11 protein-coding genes are annotated in these 19,122 nt (G+C 46.2%); 8 read left to right on the forward strand and 3 right to left on the reverse strand.

The window, feature by feature from the left end; all coding sequences use genetic code 11:
* Positions 1-109: 109 nt before the first annotated feature.
* Positions 110-1,717, reverse strand: coding sequence for a helix-turn-helix domain-containing protein (locus tag LOZ80_RS36410; RefSeq protein ID WP_238169044.1), 1,608 nt, complete (start codon positions 1,715-1,717; stop codon positions 110-112).
* Positions 1,710-3,452: a cache domain-containing sensor histidine kinase gene (locus LOZ80_RS36415; RefSeq protein ID WP_238169045.1), complete on the reverse strand. Its 1,743-nt coding sequence runs from the start codon at positions 3,450-3,452 to the stop codon at positions 1,710-1,712. Before LOZ80_RS36415 ends, LOZ80_RS36410 begins: the two co-directional genes overlap by 8 nt.
* 270 nt (positions 3,453-3,722) lie before the next feature.
* Between LOZ80_RS36415 and LOZ80_RS36420 the strand changes: the two genes are divergently transcribed.
* The 8 genes from LOZ80_RS36420 (at position 3,723) to LOZ80_RS36455 (ending at position 17,268) form a co-directional block, all read left to right on the forward strand.
* Positions 3,723-4,685 carry an ABC transporter permease gene (locus LOZ80_RS36420; RefSeq protein WP_238169046.1) on the forward strand — a complete coding sequence of 321 codons (963 nt, stop codon included), beginning with the start codon at positions 3,723-3,725 and terminating at the stop codon, positions 4,683-4,685.
* A gap of 22 nt (positions 4,686-4,707) precedes the next feature.
* Positions 4,708-5,598 (forward strand): carbohydrate ABC transporter permease, encoded by an 891-nt coding sequence (locus LOZ80_RS36425; protein WP_238169047.1) that lies wholly within the window; start codon positions 4,708-4,710, stop codon positions 5,596-5,598.
* Positions 5,599-5,680: 82 nt separating this feature from the next.
* Positions 5,681-7,324: a type 2 periplasmic-binding domain-containing protein gene (locus tag LOZ80_RS36430; protein WP_238169048.1), complete on the forward strand. Its 1,644-nt coding sequence runs from the start codon at positions 5,681-5,683 to the stop codon at positions 7,322-7,324.
* 322 nt (positions 7,325-7,646) lie between these two features.
* On the forward strand, positions 7,647-12,242 hold the full coding sequence (locus LOZ80_RS36435; RefSeq protein ID WP_238169049.1) for a fibronectin type III domain-containing protein: 4,596 nt from the start codon (positions 7,647-7,649) through the stop codon (positions 12,240-12,242).
* A gap of 71 nt (positions 12,243-12,313) precedes the next feature.
* Positions 12,314-13,411 carry a Gfo/Idh/MocA family protein gene (locus LOZ80_RS36440; RefSeq protein ID WP_238169050.1) on the forward strand — a complete coding sequence of 366 codons (1,098 nt, stop codon included), beginning with the start codon at positions 12,314-12,316 and terminating at the stop codon, positions 13,409-13,411.
* A 44-nt stretch (positions 13,412-13,455) separates the two neighbouring features.
* Positions 13,456-15,357, forward strand: coding sequence for a golvesin C-terminal-like domain-containing protein (locus LOZ80_RS36445; RefSeq protein WP_238169051.1), 1,902 nt, complete (start codon positions 13,456-13,458; stop codon positions 15,355-15,357).
* Between the two features lie 378 nt (positions 15,358-15,735).
* Positions 15,736-16,158 (forward strand): VOC family protein, encoded by a 423-nt coding sequence (locus LOZ80_RS36450; RefSeq protein ID WP_238169052.1) that lies wholly within the window; start codon positions 15,736-15,738, stop codon positions 16,156-16,158.
* A 168-nt stretch (positions 16,159-16,326) separates the two neighbouring features.
* The gene (locus tag LOZ80_RS36455) at positions 16,327-17,268 is read left to right on the forward strand and encodes an NAD-dependent epimerase/dehydratase family protein (protein ID WP_238169053.1); all 942 of its coding nucleotides are present in this window, start codon (positions 16,327-16,329) and stop codon (positions 17,266-17,268) included.
* A 479-nt stretch (positions 17,269-17,747) separates the two neighbouring features.
* Here LOZ80_RS36455 and LOZ80_RS36460 read toward each other — a convergent pair whose 3' ends face one another.
* Entirely contained in the window at positions 17,748-18,977 is a 1,230-nt protein-coding gene (locus LOZ80_RS36460) for a DUF2920 family protein (protein ID WP_238169054.1), read from the reverse strand.
* Positions 18,978-19,122 lie beyond the last annotated feature (145 nt).

Here is a 19,122-nt window from a genome sequence, read left to right on the forward strand (position 1 = left end):
TAGACTAGTAAGCGTTCATTTCAGAAGAACGTACCCATGGCTGTTTCGATGGAAATCCCCTATTTCGGTCTCGTCAAGCCCCGGTAGATTTCGATACCGGGGCTTGCTTTCATTGCATTGTATTGCGAAACTCCTTGGGAGAAATGCCACAGTGGTTTTTAAAAGCCCGCGAGAAATGATAAGGGTTGCTGTAACCGACCTTTTCCGAAATTTCATGGATGCGCAAAGCGGGGTCCTTCAAGAGTTTTTGCGCTTCCTCCATGCGTATCTTGGTCAGATAAGCGGTAAAGGTCAACCCCATCCGTTCTTTAAACAGCTTGCTGAAATAAGAGTAGTTCATGGATACCCGATTTGCCACCTCTGCAAGTTGAATTTCGCGATAGAAATGCTGCCGAACGTATGATATCGCATCGCCAATGACGACTCCCTCCAAGTTCGTGCTTTCGGATACAAGCTGCTTGGCCGTATAGACATAACCTTTTAAATACTGGCGAAGGTCATGCAGGGTATGGAAGCTGGCGAATGCCTGAGCCTGCTCGTTTTCTTCAAAGATGAGGCGGCTATTGAAATGCCGATGAATTCCCGTCATTAAGAGATCGAAGACGGCCTCCAACTGCTCTAGAGATATTCGCTCAACCAGACTATCGGGCAGCCAACGATCGATCCAAAGATGGATACGCTCCAATTGAAGTGTTTCAACAGATTGCCGGAGCTCATCAATATCTTTGCGGGCGGGAAGCCACTCTTCCTGTCGTTTTGGAGGCTCATTCAGATACAGCACCGTGTCAGGCTCCCGCAAAATCCGGTAAGACATGGCAAGCTGTGCTTGCCTGTATAGCTGCGGCAAATCCTTTAATCCTCCGATCTTACTGACGGAAACGACGGGCTTATCCGAGCTATCCAGGCTCAGCTGTTCAATCGTCTCACGAAGCAGGGCGTTAAACGCGTCCAAGGGGAGCGTTTCAGCCAAGTTGAAAACAGCATAAACCTTCCCCTGCGTATCGTGAAAAGCAAGTGTTTGAAGCTGGGCTGTGTATCCGGATGCACGAATTGACTGATTCAAGCATGCATCGGTGCGTGCCAGCTCTCTTGTGCTGAAGGCCGCTTCACCCATGCTGAATAAACCAACGGCAAAGGAAGGATGGACAAAGAAACATTCGAGCATATGCCACGACTCCAGCATGTCTGGAAGGTCATGCGTGTCAGTCACGAGAGAGGGAGGCTGCAGGAGGCGTTCATCTTTCTCAGCAGCGGCGTTCAGCAGCAAATTCAGTCTAGCAGCGAGCAAGGTTTGCTTATCCTGCTGGTTTCGCTCCAACGCGAGGGCTTGGCGGCTGTCCGCTTCGATGGCGGCGATGGCTGCCTGCACTTGGCCCGCCAGCTCTGCGGAGCTGGCGGGCTTCAGCAGATAGTCAAGCACGCCGTATTTAAAAGCTTCCCGAACATAGCTATAATCGTCATGCCCGCTCAGCATGATAAATTTCGTTAGCGGCAGCTGCTGGGAGAGCTGTCGAATCAGCTGAATGCCGTCCACTTCTGGCATGCGCATATCGGTGATAATAATATGCGGCTTTATCTCCTCGGCAGCTTTAAGCCCTTGCAGGCCTCCGTAGGCGACATTGATTTTTCCCACAACTGGTAAGCCAGCCCGTTCCAGCTTAGCTTTGACCCCATCACCTATCAATTCCTCGTCATCAATGATTAACACACTATACATGGCTGTCTTCCTCTCTGGCATTGTAAGGAATGGTTAGAATCGTTTCGGCATATTGGCCTGGCACACTGTCGAGTCGAATGGAATAGTCCTCTCCGTAATACAGCTTCAATCTTTCGTTGATATTGCCAAGACCAATGCTCTCCCTGAGAGGGCTGCTGCTTGGGGTATAGGCAGACGTACGAAACCGTTCATTTAGTTCAAGCAGCCGCCGGGGTGCTATGCCAGGGCCGTTGTCATGGATGGACAGCCGAATAGTGTTGTCCGGCTGCAGCGAGATGTCAAGCTCGATGCGCAGGGTTTCTTGCTGCGGGAAACCGTGCTTGATGCTGTTCTCAACGATGGGTTGCAGAATAAAGCGAATGATCTGAAAGGGAAGAAGCGTGTCAGGCACGCGAATGCCTAATTCGATATTGTCGCCATACTTGATCTTCTGCAAGTTCATATACTGTTCCAAGTAGCGGATTTCCGCTTCCAGTGTTGTAAAACGGAACTGATTGTCCATGTTGTACCGCATCATTTTCCCAAAATCGGCCATGGCATCCGAAACGTCAAATTGGCCGGCAAGCTCCATCTTGGCGCTGAACATATCCAGGGTGTTGTAGATGAAATGCGGGTTGATCTGGGACTGGAGCGCGATGAACTGGGCATCTTTGTGCATTGTTTCCTGGCGGATCCGATCTTTCATTAGCACGGTGATCTTATTTAACAGTAGGTTAAATTTCTCGGTGATCACCCCGAATTCATCCTGCCGATCGTTCGGAATGGGCTCGAAGCCAGATTCAATGGCATGTGCCATCTGCCCAATGCTCGTTTTCATTTTTCTTAAAGCGAACTTCAGCACTGAATAAAAAGCAAACAATAGTAAAACCATTGCCGTGAGGAAGGCGAGATTCGTCACCACCTGAAGAGAGCCGAACGATCTTGGCAGTGTAATCGTCATCAGCATGGATAAGTCGAGTCCCTTTAGCGGCTCCGAAATGAATAGCTGGTTATTGTGAATGACGTAGCTTCCAGATGGAGGAGGCTTGAGCGATGGAGCGCGATCAGTTGCACCTGATCCTTCAGGAAAACGAATGCGGCCTTGGGCATCCATGAGGACAATATGCCGGTTGCTTTCTGCTATTCGTGCGATAGGATCAAGCAGATCGCTTGGCCGCACATCGACAAGGCTAAAACCGAGATCACGGTCTTCCAGGGAGATTATTTTCTGCATATACCCGAACGTTTCTCCAAGCTCCTGGCTTTGGCGAATCACCCACAGGGACTTTTTCTCATCATGTTTGAAGGTATCATACCAAGGCTCCTGTATCGCTTTCGTTTCATGGTAAAAGGCCCCGAATCCTTCCGGAATCGTTTCGTTGCTCATATACACCGATATTTTCTCTGTATTGATTTTTTGGAACAGCATGGCGTAATTAATGAGCGGTACGGCATAGCTGAAATAGTCATCTAAGGAATTATTGGCTTGCGAGTAGGGGGCAGCCAGAAATTGCTGCAAGCGATAATTGTACGTGATGCTGTTGCTAACGCTTTCAATGAGTTCGATTTTGTTCTCAATCGTAGATTTCACTTGCTTCAAGGTCATTTGCGAATTCGCAATCAACTGATCTCTCATGTAGCGTTGCGTTTGGTCGTAGGTATACAAGCCCAGCACGATGAAAGGCAGCAGAATCAGCAGGACAAAGGCGAGAGTCACTTTACTTTTGAGGCTCATGGTGTTCAGATAGCGGCGCAATGGCAGACCTACTTTCCCGAGAGAAGTTGTTTTTTACCCTATTCGACAAGGTGTGTTAGAAACCTCCCTCGCTTCTTGCCCATCCAAAATGAAGGTATTAAAACAAAAATGAAGATATTTTTATAAGCGCTTACAGAACGTATAGTAGACGTATACCTCCGAAGTCGTTGGCAAGAGGCAAGCCGCAGTAAAGCGATTTCGGATCGAAAAAATGAAAACGTTATTTACGCAGATGCCAAGTTCAGTGAATAACGAGACAGGGGGCAAGAAGTGGAAAGAGCCGTAACGACAGATCGTCCCTTTCGCGCAGCAGGCAAAGCGGCTACTAGCCGCCATACAAGATGGAAAAGCCAGTTCGCCCTGCAAAGCATGGTATGGCCAGGGGTGCTGTTCCTGCTTATATTTTCCTACATTCCTATGTATGGAATTTTGATTGCGTTCAAGGATTATGATCTATTCTTAGGTGTGTCAGGTTCGCCTTGGGTTGGTTTGGCGCATTTTAGGGAATTCTTTACCGATGCTAATTTTATGAACGTGCTGCGCAATACGCTGGCCATGAATATCCTCGTTCTCATTTTTGGATTCCCGGCGCCAATCGTGTTCGCGCTGTTTCTGAACGAACTGACGACAGCGAAGTTCAAACGCTTTGTGCAAACGATTTCTTATTTGCCTCACTTCGTCTCTTGGGTCATCTTCGGCGGTTTAATTATGACCGTGCTGTCGCCCTCGAACGGGGTCATCAACATGATCTTGCTGCAGTTGCATCTCATCAATGAACCGCTCAATTTCATGGGCAAGCCGGAGTTATTCTGGTTCATCATGGTCGGGGCGGAGATGCTGAAGGGAATTGGTTGGGGAGCTATCATCTACATTGCGGCCATTGCCGGGGTCGATCAAGAGCTGTACGAAGCGGCCAAAATCGACGGTGCCGGCAGGTTTCAGCGCATGTGGTACATTACGGTGCCTAGCATCATGGGAACGATCGTCATTATGCTTATTTTCGCGGTTAGCTCGATTCTGAATACCGGTATTGAACAGATGCTGGTCATGCAGAATCCGCTGAACCTGAATGTCAGTGAAACGATTGACACTTACGTCTACAAGGTGGGGCTGCAGCAAATGCGATATTCCTACTCGACGGCAGTTGGACTTGCCAAATCACTGGTCGCGTTGATTCTGCTGATCGGCGCCAATCAAGTCACGCGTAAAATATCCGGCAACAGTCTGTTCTAACTTTACTCAGGAGGAGCTACTCATGAAAATCCGCTCAAGAGGAGATCAATGGTTTGATGCTTTCAACGTCTTCCTCATGCTGGCCGTCGTCGTCCTGACGCTTGCCCCCTTCTGGTTCGCGCTGGTCGGTTCATTAAATCAGGGAATCGATTATATGAGGGGAGGCGTCTACTTATGGCCACGCGAGTTTACACTCGCCAATTATATGTCGATTTTCTCAGATAACACGATTTACCATGCCTATTTCATCACGGTATCTCGCTCGCTTATAGGTACAATTCTTCACGTGGCATTTACTGCGCTGGTTGCTTATGGCATGTCGCGCAAAGCGTTGGCGGGGCGTAATGTGTATCTGATTATCATGCTGTTTACAATGTTTTTCTACGGAGGTTTGATCCCCACCTATTTGCTTTACAAAAAGCTCGGCTTGTTAAACAATTTCCTGGTTTACATTGTGCCGACGATGTTCAGTGTGTGGGATATGATTATTATCATGTCATTTTTCCGAACGATCCCGGAGTCGATTGTAGAATCCGCGAAGATCGATGGCGCTGGCGAATACCGCATTTTCCTGCAGCTCGTTCTTCCACTGACTAAGCCGGTTTTGGCTGCAATTGCGCTTTTCAACTGTGTGTATCATTGGAATGCCTATACGGATGCGCTGTTCTTTACAACCAAGGACTATCTTGAGCCTGTGCAGTTGTTTCTAAAGCGAATCGTGACCGATGCATCAGTCGCGCAGAAGTTCGGTGAGCAAGTAGCGGGGAGTATGCCGGAGGAAGCAAAGCAGATCAGCTCCGAAACCTTGAAGCTTGCTATGATGATGGCAACGACCGCTCCAATCTTAATTGTGTATCCGTTTCTCCAACGGTTTTTCGTCAAAGGCGTTTTAATTGGTTCTGTGAAAGGTTAGTCTGTGCAGCAAAAGCATGCAAGTGGGTTGCTTTTGCTGTACATTAACACTATATAGGCGTACATGAAGGGGAGGAAAACAAGTGCAAAATAGAAAGCGTTTTCACAAATCAGGAATTGTCTTAATGATGATTGGTTCGTTATTAGTAGGCTGCTCTTCCACAGGCGACAACCAAGGCAAGTCGTCTTCGGCGCCAACGTCGTCGGAAACGGCATCCGCTTCACCGAAAGCAGCAACAGAGGACAAGTCGCCGATCAAGATTACCTGGTTTGTCGATCAGGATTACTACAAGAAGAACTGGGATGCGGTCAACGATTTGCTGGATAAAATGATTACAGACGCTACCGGCATTTCAATCGATTTCACCTCAGGAAGCTCAGATAAGCTGAGCGCGATCATCGCAGCCGGGGACATTCCGGACGTAATTACGGTCGATAAAGGCTCACCGCAGCGCGGAGTACTCGAGAAGTCCGGCTTGGTTGCACAGATGGATACCCTGATCGCGAAGTATGATCCCTCCTTCAAAGTAGCGAAAACCATGCAGGATTGGTTCCGCAACCCGGACGGTCACTTCTATGGATACGCCAGCTATTTCTGGGCGAAGGAAACGTTCCAGCCCGGCGACTATATCGCCAGCAACCAAGGATTATATGCACGTCAAGACATTATGGAGCAACTTGGCATCAAGGCCGACGATTTTAAAACGAAAGATGGCTTGGTCGCAGCGCTTCGCAAGGTGAAGGATTCGGGCGTTAAATATAATGGTTTTGCACTGACGCCTGCTTATTTTGACAGCTGGGTTATTTCCAGCTTCTTCGGGGCGCCTCGTGAGGATGCCCAAGGCAATCTCATTGACCGCGAGCGTACGCCGGAATCTCTGGAAGCCTACAAGTACCTTAATCTTCTGTATCGTGAGGGCCTGATGCCGGAAGACAGCCAGACACTGAACAAGAATCAGGTTCAGGAGAAGGTTGCCAATGGTGCGGTATTCGCTTACACGAACAAGACTATTGACTGGAGCGCTCTGTATCAGAAGGACCCGAAAGCGACATATGTCCACGTCGGGCCTGTCGTAGGCAGCAAGGGGAATAAGCCATACGTTGACCCTGTCAATGTAACAGGCTGGACGCTGTCCATGGTTAGCTCCAAATCTAAATATCAAGATCGCATTATTAAATTATTCCATTATTTATCCACGGACGAGATGAGTCTGAATGTGAACTATGGTCCGAAAGGCGCAGCTTGGAACTTCGATGAGAATGGCAAAGTGAAGCTGACAGACGAGTTCAATAAGCTGAATGCCGAAGATGCGAACAAAGCCAAGCTGAAATATGGCAATGGCACACTGAATTGGCTGATCAACTGGGTGCCGATTGCGCGGACTTTGCCAACAACGAAGACGTTGGATAACACCTTGAAGAAACAAGCGACCGATTATTTTGCTCAATTTACGTACGATATGCTTCCTTTCGAATCGACGACTCCGTTAGGCGGAACGAAGGAAGCGGGAATTAATGCCAAAATTGAAGAAAGCCGTGTGAAGGCAAGAGCCAAAATGTTCCTTGCCAAGTCGGAAGCCGATGTAGAGAAGTTCTATAACGAGGAGATCGAACTGGAAAAAAATCTCGGTTATCAGGAACTGTATGCTTACCAGAACAATCAGTTTTTACAAGCCAAGAAAGCGCTCGGCATCCAGTTTGCTTGGCCGACCAATCAGAAGAAATAAGGACTAGCACTTAAATAGGTTTATACAATGGCATATGCAACGTTCGTGAGTGGATCGCTATCTTCACACGCTTGCATATGCCCTTTTTGTGTAAAGATAAAGCAATGAAAGGGGGGCGAATGGCGGATGGGCTCCGAAGGACGGGCGGAATTCGGCGAACCGCATGCGCCGCTTGAGGCTAACGGGGATGTGATGGGGAATTCGAAAATCCCAATTTAAATCACTTAGGGGTTGAAAGGAGGTGGTTTATGTCGCACAGAGCAGCGACTCTGCCGAGAAAACATGAATGGGTTTTGATAAAAGTGTACAGGAGGATTGAAAAATGAGAAAAGGAATGATTACTAAGGCTTCAGTAACGCTAGTTATGGCTTTACTCCTGCAAATAGTGGGGGCTGCAGGTATGGCGGGCCCTACCGCAAATGCAGCTCCCATAGTTGCTGACAGCACATGGAAAGCTATTGATACGACATTGGCGGTAGCACCTGGAAGTGCGCTGGACTTGTCCTACTTGAATCAAACACCAGCTGGAACGAAAGGCTTCGTAAAGATTGATGCGGATGGCGATTATTATTTTACGGATGAGCCCAATAAGAAAGTAAAGTTCTTCGGTACCAATCTTAACGGCAGCTATGGTACGGATCCAACCAAAGCCGAAATGGTTAATATCGCCGACCGGATTGCTGCTATGGGTTATAATGTGGTGCGATACCATTCCAATGATGATAATGTTGACTGGGCAATAGGACTTATGGTGAAACCTACTTCCACGACGGTTACATTAGATCCAGTCAAACTGGATAATTTTGAGTACTTCGTTTCTTTGCTGAAGGCACGAGGCATTTATATCGATGTCGACATTCTGGCTTATGCGGATTACTCTAGTGTACCAAGCTTAAGCAAATACGGCTCATTCGCTGCCAAATATATGGCAACGCTTTTTCCGGACGGTAAAGCGATTTGGCAATCATTTGCTCAGCAGTGGCTTACTCATGTTAATCCGTACACCGGACTTGCCTTGAAGGATGATCCTATATTGATGGGGCTGTCTCCCATGAATGAAACTATTCTTTATAATGCTAATTTTTCAAACGCAAGTGTAAAAGAATGGTTACTTGCAGACTTTAATACGTTTCTGGCTGGTAAAGCACGTCCGCCTATCACAACATTTCCAAATATATTTTGGAGTGCATCACCTGCGAGTATTCGTGATGATCTTGCCGAATACTTCACAGAAAAAACGTTATCTTCCCATAATGAAATGAAAAATTACCTTAAAGATGTAATTGGAGTAAAGGTACCCATTGGAGGAATTAACTACATTAATGATTCTTTGGCCAACTACTGGCGAACACACACAGATGTTCATGAAACACACTTATATAATGGGCTTGTAGATGGAAGGGGAGCAACATTCTCTTTTACCCCGGCGTCACATCCTCGTTACAGTATGGTATTTGCTCCAGAATCAGCAGCTAATTATGTGCCGCAATCTGGAGGGACTATATTTAAAAATTATATTCCTGGTCTTGCCCTTGGGCAGCTGTACCAGAAGCCTTTTGCATTAACTGAATATAATCAGGAGTTTCCGACGAAAGGCAGAGACGACCTTGGATTGATGGTGGCCGCGACCGGCGCCTTCAATGGCTGGGATATGCTAAACAGGTTTCAATATGTTTCCCGTGTAAAAGAGGCTACTCAACAAAGTGCAACTTTGGGTGGTTTTACTTCATTTGATACCCTAACAGATACCTTGGTAACGATGTCCGAATATCAAAGCACCCTTCTTTTCCGTAAAGGTCACATCACTGCAAGCGAACCTAAATTTGTCATTGTCAGGGACCAGACATCGGTTAAGACGCATGCGGCATCAACGGAGAATGAAGATTTAGAGATTAATCGAATGTATATACCGCATCTGTTCAAGATGGTTACCGTGTACGCAGATAAGCCTGGTGAACCCTATGCCATCTATAAAATCACACCTGAGCTTACACCTGAGCAAATCGCAAGCGGCAATTTACCTGCCCAGAATAAGATATCCATTACGAACAGCATGACTTTAAAGCAGGTTGCGGAGACGTTTATTAATGCTATTGATGATGTCAATCTGAAAAACAACATGCTCTCTAATCTGAATCAAAATAAGCTGGTTTCGGACACGGGTGAGCTTATATTTGATCTTAATTTAAATACTTATCTGATCAATACCCCTTACGCAATTGGAGCTGTAGGCACGTTGAATAACAACTTATTCGAGCTTGGTCCTGTATCCATAAAGGCAAGTGTGGATAAAGGAACCGTATCCGCAGCAACGCTTGATGATAAATCGCTAGACAAAAGCGAGAGAATGCTGGTCATCTATACAACCGATGCAGCGGCGACAGGGGAAGATACGATTCAAGATCTGACGGATGCCAACAAACGGACCTATGTAAGAGGGAAATTGCCGACACTTGCCAAACACGAGACAATGGAATTCCATCTGAAGACGACACTCATCCCAGCAGCGTACAAAGCTTACAAGCTGGCGACAAACGGTGTACGGCTGCAGGAAATTCCCGTTATCGCCACAGGAAAAGACGTATTCGTCCAGCTTGATACGGATAAAGGCTTCGCCTTTGAACTGGTTTACGATCCATTGTACACGAATGATTTTGAGTCAGGTGCGGCGGATTGGACCTCCGTTAAAGGGAACTTTGCGCTTCAAACAGAGAGTAGTGGCAATCATGTGTATCAGTCGACGAAGTCATCGACAGCTGTGGTCGCGCAGACTGTGGGTACAGACTATTTCGTAGAGTCAGATGTGAGGATTGTCAGTCATAAAGATACGGTAGGACTCCTCGCCCGGTATGTGAATCCAGACCAGTATTATAGCTTTACCTATGATGCGCTATTCGGAAAGGCAGTCATTGAGAAACGCAGCAATGGTACATCCGTTGTGCTTCAAACAGCGACCGGTGTGACATTACCGTTGGATGTTATGAACAAGCTTAGGTTTGAAGTGGTAGGCAGTAACCTATATGGCTATATCAATGGTCAATTGGTGGTCACAGCAACAGACAACTCGATTGCAAGCGGCTCCGCTGGGATCCTAACGAAGGATCTTGAACTGCCGGCAGGCTTCCCGTGGGGGACAGCAACACAACAATGGATAGCTGCACTAGGAAACGCGGTGAAAAGTGAAATTAATGCAACCCCTGGCTCTAATGGGGCATTCCTAATTGAATTAACCGAATTCCTGAAGCGGGTTAAAGGCCCAGTCTCCTATGATAATTTCATCATCGCGTATCGAGATATGACGGCGCCTTCCGCACCATCGAATGTGACAGCAACGGCGCTATCTTCTTATGAAATGTCATTGTCTTGGACCCCGTCTACGGATAATGACAGTGTGGCTGGCTACATCGTCTATCGGGATGGGCAAGAAATTGCGACCTTAAATGGCGCAACCACGAGCTATAAGGACACGGGCTTGAGCCTGGCCACGACTTACCATTACACGGTTCAGGCCGTTGACCCTGCGAATAATCGTTCTGCAGTAAGTGTTGAAGCTGTGGCTGTAACGAAGAGCACACTGCTCGAGGATAATTTCGAGTCGGGGAGTGCAAGCATGTGGTCCGTTGTATGGGGAACTTTTGGCGTGGTGAATGACGGAGGCACGAAGGCTTACTTGTCCGATAATGCGGGTAAAGGGGCTACAAGGTCCGTAGCTGGACTCTCCTCGTGGACCAACTACCGTTTAGAAGCGAAGGGGAAAATGGATAAGCCGAGCGGCCGAATCGGGCTGGTGGCTAGATTCGTTGATAATAACAACTATTACAGCATGACTTATGAGAATTATACGCAAAAAGTATACATCAGTAAGCTGGTGAACGGTACGACTGTCGACTTAGCGATTTCCAATCCGATAACACCGCTTACCGCTGGAGCGTACCATTCGTTTGGCTTCACGGTATCAGGCAATATCCTGCAAGCGTATGTGGATGGGCAGCTGGTGGCTATGACTACGGACAGCTCCTTCTCAGCTGGGAAGGCCGGCGTATATACGCACCTGTTGAAAGCGTATTTTGACGATATTGTTGTGAATCCCCTGCCGAACCCCGACGTCACAGCGCCTACTGCGCCAACCGGCTTGACGGCTAATGCGCTCTCGTCTGCGGAAGTTGCGCTGTCTTGGGCGCAAGCCTCCGATGATACCGGGGTAACCGGCTACACCATTTATCGGGATGGGCAATCTGTGGGCACGGTGACGGGCGCGGTGTATACATTCAAAGACACAGGCTTGAATGTGGCGACGACTTATCACTACACCGTCAAAGCGAAAGACGCGGCGAACAACATCTCCGAAGAAAGCAGTGAAGCCATCGTCACGACGAAAAGCACACTGCTGGAAGATAATTTTGAGTCCGGCAGCGCCAGCGGTTGGTCGGTGGTTTCCGGATGGGGAACGTTCTCCGTTGTATCCGACGTGTATGGGTCCAAAGCTTACCTGTCTAACAATGCGGATAAAGGCGGGGTGAAATCCGTAGCAGGATCCACATCCTGGACCAACTACAGCGTAGAAGCCAAGGGAAAAATGGAGACGGCCAGCGGCAGAATAGGACTGGTGGCGAGGTTTGTTGACTATAACAACTATTACAGTATGTCCTATGATAACTACACCAAGAAAGTATACATCACAAAGCTGCAAAACGGTGTTCAAACCGATCTTGCCATTTCAGCAGCCATCCCGCCTCTTGCCGCAGGAACCTATCATACGCTGCGATTTACGGTGAATGGGAATACGCTGCAGGCATATGTAAATGGTCAGCTTATTCTTACAGCAACAGCCAGCACGTTCTCAGCGGGGAAAATCGGGGTATACACACACCTGTCGAAAGTTTATTTTGACGATGTTGTGGTGAATGCTGCTCCGTAAATAGGAGGTCGCACAAGTAGATGTCTCTACTCGTGCGACCCCAAATACAGAATAACGTCGGAGGGGTACAAGTGAAGAAAGTTAAAGTAGGCATTATTGGCTGCGGAAATATCAGTTCCGTTTATTTTGAGGCAGGGAGCAAATTTGACATCCTGGAGATCGTGGCTTGCGCCGATCTGGATTTGGCACGGGCGCAAGACAAAGCAGAGGAGTTCCAAATTCCGAAAGCATGCTCTGTAGAGGAACTGCTGGCAGACCCTGAAATTGAGATCGTCGTGAATCTTACGATACCAAGTGCGCATGCGGAGATTCATATGCGGGCGTTGGAAGCGGGGAAGCACACCTACGGGGAAAAGCCGCTGGCTATTGAACTGGAAGACGCCCAGCGAATTCTCGCCTTCGCGAAGTCCAAAGGCCTTCTGGTAGGTTCTGCCCCGGATACCTTCCTGGGGGGAGGGATTCAAACCTGCCGCAAGCTGATCGATGATGGTTGGATCGGCAAGCCAATCGCCGCGAGCGCCTGTATGATGTCCCGTGGACCTGAAAGCTTCCATCCTAACCCGGATTTCTTGTATCAGAAGGGAGCGGGTCCGATGTTTGATATTGGGCCGTACTACCTTGCGGCTTTTGTGAACTTAATCGGACCCGTCCGCCGAATTGCAGGTGCTGCACAGACTACGTTCCACGAAAGAATGGTGACCTGCGAACCGAATTACGGCAGGAAATTCCCTGTTGAGACGCCAACACACATTAGCGGTACGTTAGAGTTTGAGAATGGTGCGATTGGAACGATGACCACCAGCTTTGATGTCTGGGGAACGCGTTCGCCGAATATCGAAATTCACGGAACGGAAGGCTCGTTAATCGTGCCGGATCCGAATCAGTTCGGCGGTACGGTTTATTTGAAAAGACGCGATTATGCGGAGTTTAAAGAGGTTCCTCTTACTCATGGCTTTACGTCCAATAGTCGTGGTCTCGGTTTGATGGATATGGCCTACGCTATTAGGAATGGTACGGAGCATCGGGCGGACGGCGAATTTGCCTATCATGTCTTAGAACTCATGCACGGATTTTTCATCTCATCGGAGGAAGGCAAGTACTACGAGACCAAGAGTACGTGTAAAAAGCCGGAGCCTTTCCCGCTCGACATGCAGAAAAACGGGTTTTAAAGCAGTGTGATCTTCTACTTCGCTTCCAATATGAAGGAGTGGTTATGATGAAAAGAGTTTCATTTGTGTTTTCAGTGGTTTTGGCCATGGCCTTTTTACTGATTGCATCTGGAATCATCCATCAGACAGAAGTTAATGCGGCTGCAACCACCTTTTATGTATCCACCACAGGAAATAATAATAATCCCGGAACACTGAGTCAGCCCTTTGCTACGATTCAAAAAGGGGTCAACGCGGCTGGCGCTGCCGGCCCCGGTTCTACCGTCATTGTGAGAGGTGGAACATATAATGTTACCGCACCGATCAATATCTCGACTTCAGGGGCAAGCGGCAGTCCGATCACGATTAAAGCGTACAGGGATGAGATTCCTATTATCTCCGGTCAGAACACCTATCCCAGCAACGCGCCACAAGACAATACGTATACGGGACCGACGGTCACCAACGACGGCGTGACCTATTTAAGCGGACAGCATTTCACACTATCCTGGAATTCTTTGATGATGATCACGGCCAATTATATTACCATTGACGGACTCGAAATCGCCTATTCCTATGGCGGGGGCATTCATGCAGGCAGCTCGGGCACAACCAGATATCATCACATTATCATTCAAAATTGCAATATTCATGAGAACCGTGATGAGGCTGTGCAGCTAGAGAATGTTGATTATTTTACCTTAGACGGCAATACAGTGTGGGAAAATGCGAATTTTGCGCGCTTCAGTCGATTATCCAGTGAATTGAACTGGCCGTTGATTATCATGATCAGGAACAGCGCGTATGGCACGATCAAAAACAGCACCATCTACCACAACTGGGGTGAGGGCGTTGGATTCTGGTATGACAGTCATGATGTCGTGTTGGAGGATAGCTCCATCTATGATAACTATGCGCTGGAAGTTTACATCGACAAGGCGCACGACGTCACCATACAGAGGAACATGATCTACAACACGGGGAATCCGATTTATTTCAGGGGCAGCAGTCCCAGCATGGGGATTGCCATCGCAGATGAGGATTTTCAAAATCATGTGCCCGGGTATAGCAGGAAAATTATCAATAATTTTCTGAAAGGCAACAGTAAAAATTTCGAGTATTGGAATTCTGGAATTACAGGCACTCGCTTGAATAATGAACTCATAGCCGGCAATACCTTTCTTGATTCGACGAATACGAATATCTCCATTGTCGGCGGTGCGAACCATACCAATACGCGAATTGAAAATAACATTTTCAAATCGAGCCAGGGAACACTGCAGAATGTCGATCAGAATTCGCAATTGCTTTTCTCCAATAACTGCTGGAGCGGCGTCGTTACGGGAGTTGCCTCGAATGTGAATGATGTTATCGGAGATCCGATGCTTGCAGGCGGAACGTTCGGTCGGGACTATTTTAAGCTGAGGAACAGTTCGCCTTGTATAGGTAAGGGCAAGAATAATTTAGCGGACGTGTCGGATGATTTTTTTAAGACCCTGAGGAGCAATCCGCCAAGCATGGGCGGACATGAGTACCAGGAGCCTGTGCCAACGGTCATCATCGTCGATAACAGCGATCCGACAGGCGTCACGCAGATGGGGGCAGCGACATGGGCGGTCAGTTCTTACAGCGGCCAAAGGTATGGTGCGGACTATCTGCATGACGGCGATACTGGGAAGGGTTCGAAGAGCGTCAAGTATGCACCTAACCTCTTAACTGCAGGTTCTTATGATGTGTACCTATGGTGGAACGCGGATACGAATCGAGCAAGTAATGTACCGGTCACGGTCAACCATGCGTGGGGGGCAACCCAAACTACGGTCAACCAGCAGGCGGGTGGAGGCATTTGGAATTGGATTGGAAGTTATCCCTTCTCTGCAGGGACGTCGGGTAGTGTGATTATCGGCAATACGGGGACAACCGGATATGTAGTTGCGGATGCGGTAAAATTTGTTCCAAGGGAATAAATGATAGATAGGCTGCCAGCTGTCATCGAGGATGACGATACTTCTTGGACGGTTCCCTTTGGAGTCGTACCTGGGATGATAAGCCGTTGACTCGGGGGTTGTTAAACTACGACGGGGAACGTTAGCAACAAGTCGACTGATTATATTTAATTAGTCAAAAGTACTTCAAAACTAATTTGTAAATGAGACAATTCTGCCAAAAATCCACTTCAAAACTTTATTTGTCATTTTGTTTTCATCAACAAAGCCAGCAAACCCTTGAGTTTGCTGGCTTTCTGCACTTCAAAACTAATTACTTATCGCTTGAAAAGTGGTAAAATATAGGATGTTGATAGGGTAAGTGTTCAATTATTCATGTTTATCTGGGGGGGCCAAAAAATGATTCAATCAATTGTTCATATTGCTCTTGTGGTAAAAGATTATGATGAAGCAATAGAATTTTATACAAAAAAGCTGAACTTCACTTTAATTGAAGATACATATCAACCAGATCAAGATAAACGATGGGTAGTAGTATCACCGCCAGGATCTGCGGGCACCACATTACTTCTGGCAAAAGCATCCAAACCTGAGCAAGAAGGGTTTATTGGAAATCAGACAGGAGGAAGAGTTTTTCTATTTTTAAACACAGATGATTTCTGGAGAGATTATAATGCAATGTTATCAAAGGGGATTGAATTCGTTAGAGAACCAAAAGAACAGGAATATGGGACAGTTGCTGTATTTAAAGACCTATATGGAAACTTGTGGGATCTGTTGGAGTTAAATGAAAATCACCCGATTTCCAAGAGAATGAGATAGTTCCGCAATTCATTGCGCAAACGGAAAACGAGGAATGCATGATTCGAACAAAGGTAACGATAGGATTGCTAGTAGATGTGTTTCAAGTATTTTGGATAATTATAACTCTGCGCTTGAAGGAGTTCTACTAGACTATATGTAATATTTATAGAAAAGGTGGATACAAGGATGTCAATATTTATTACAGGCGGTACAGGGTATATTGGAAGCAAAACGGTTGATGTCGCTCTCCAGCAAGGCTATCAAGTTACTGTGTTGACAAGAGACGCGGAGAAAGCGAAAGAACTACAACGTAAAGGCGCCAAAGCCTTGGTCGGCGACCTGATGGTAGATGGTGGCTGGCAAAAGGAGTTGAGAAACGCTGAGAATGTAATTCACTTAGCTGCACCGCCTACTTGGGGGAAAAAGGTTACAACGAAGGTTGCACAAGACTATCAAAAAGGGCATTACGACATGACCGTTCGACTGCTGGACAATGTCAACGTGGAACGGCTGAAAAAGCTGATTTATATTGCGGGCACTAGTTACTTTGGTGATGCTGGTGACGGGGAGCCGGCAATCGAAACGTTTCGTTCTCAGCCTAAAGGCTGGGGGCCTTATATCTCGCCTTCTATCGATATCCTACCGCAGTATAGCAACAAAGGAGTTCCGATTATTTCAGCTTTTCCCGGACAAGTGTACGGAGCCGATTCCTGGTTCCCGCAGCTGTTTCTGGAGCCGCTTGCGAAGAGTAAGCCGGTTATTGGCCTGAAGGGTCATAATCCAATATTTTCTCCGATCCATGTACAAGATTGCGCTAGAGCCTTTCTTTTCTTGTTGGAAGCAGGGCAAGCGGGGGAAAGCTATATTCTCGTTGACGACAAGCCGATCAGGAGCGGAGATATTACCACACTATCCGCGAAAGCGCTTAAGCTGCCGGAGAAGAAGCGATATGTTCCTACCTGGTTGTGTCGGTTGCTTCTTGGGCCAGTATTAACCGAATATGCTACATCCCATACTAATTTCTCAAATGAGAAATTGAAGAAGACCGGGTTTACATATCTATATCCGACGATTCAATCTGGAATTGCGGATGTAGTAGCTGAATGGAATAATCGTGCAAAATCGTGACCTCGCACTTATTTTTTAAAATGTTACGCTAACGGAGACGATAACGGAATAAATACACGGAGGCAGCCGGCCACTACGATCGGCTGCTTTTGTTCTCGATTTGGCAGTATACCCTAATTACAAATGTAGAATCACTTTTTATCAGGAAAACAGAGTTATCCAAAATGAAGTAGTCGGGAGTAGTTCGCCGCGACGGCAACAGAACTCTATCTATTTAAGTTGCTCACTTACTTTATTTTCTAAATAATTACGGTTCTGTTAAATATGTTGGCACATAAGAGCAAGTAAAATAAAAATCCATATGCAATCGTTTGTTGAAAGGGAGCCGCCTTATACCCGGTTGTAAAAACTACTTCAAAACGTATTTGTCACTAAACATATCTTACACCACATGCCCTGTTAGACATGACGCGCGCAGGAGTTTGGCGAGATGGTTTGGGATACATGGTTCCGTCATTCCCAACTCTCACTGATTATAATTATCTGTCTAAAATCTGAGATTTAACTTGATAATCTTTTGAAAAAGACATTTGATATATTTTATTTCCACAATCAAAATGGTAGACATTTTCATTTTCGAAATCAGTAGATTCAGTGTTTTTCAATAAATTTTGGTTATCCAGCGTATAAACCCGTTCGAATAGTCCACGTAAGGATGCATCCATTCCATGATTCATATTTTTGAAAACCACCCCATCTAAATCACTCTCAGTGACTTTTTTGAAATAAATTGGGTTATACTTTTCAAGTATTTTTACTACTTCTTCTTTATCTTTTGTAGGACAAATCTGGTCATTATCGCCATGAAAAATAAAATAGGCAGTATCAGAAGCTACTCTGTGCTTTTCTTCTAATAAACTTCTTATGGATCGGCAACTATCAGAGAAGTAGCAGGGATCGTTCTCATTGACGAGTGTCCATGGCTCTTCTGAAACCCCACTAATTATAACATTTCCATCATTGTATATCTGAGATCCTGTATTAAAATCTTTGGTACAGACATTATGCAAACTTGCTCTGGAATATCCGGAGTTGTCTATTATGACCGAGAATGTTTGTGGTGCAAATTTACCAAGTAATAGAGCTATATATCCGCCATATGATGACCCGTATGCAATGATTTTCTTTTTATTTATAGGGTATTTTTTTAGAATATCCCCTAGCACAACCAAACAGTCTAGCGCAGGCAAAAACCCGAAAGATTGATATTCTCCTTTTTGATGGTAAACAGTTTGCATGTAAGGTCTAGATTCAGTAAGAAATCTTATTCCCTTCATCTTCAAATGAGATGCGAGGATTGTAAAAGAATCTTCCTTTATTGAGCCATTCTCATTAAGAAATTCGGTATATGGAATAGCGTACTTAGCCTGTAATAAATCTAAGAATTGATAGTCAAAACTAACTGAATTAAACGATCTATCCATTCCAAAATAAATTACACTAGCTACTATACAGTTATATTTTTCTGCCAAAAAAGGTCTTAATTTCTCTGCTTGATAGACCGAGTCTGGGGAGTCACCAAATGGTGTAATGACAAAAATTAAACCTGTATCTGAGTTAATTCCGCCTTTTGGGAATGTTAAAACATATTCTAAGATACTTCTTTTGTAACCCAGTTCAATGTCGGGATGTGGTCTTGTAAAAAATCGATTATTCAGCATTAAGCTATCAGCTCTCCTATTTACCTTAGATTCATTTGTCATATCCATATTTTAACACAACCTATTTAAAATATCTGCTCGTTTAGCTCAACGCCGAACAGGACATATGTATAGAATCTCCTATTTTGTAAACATGTCTAAGTCTCTTTTTCAGTGACTTGCCTATCTATTTCGAGAAATTTAAAGGAAATCG

Origin of the sequence: Paenibacillus sp. HWE-109 (genome assembly GCF_022163125.1) — a bacterium.
In the GTDB taxonomy this organism is placed as follows: domain Bacteria; phylum Bacillota; class Bacilli; order Paenibacillales; family NBRC-103111; genus Paenibacillus_E.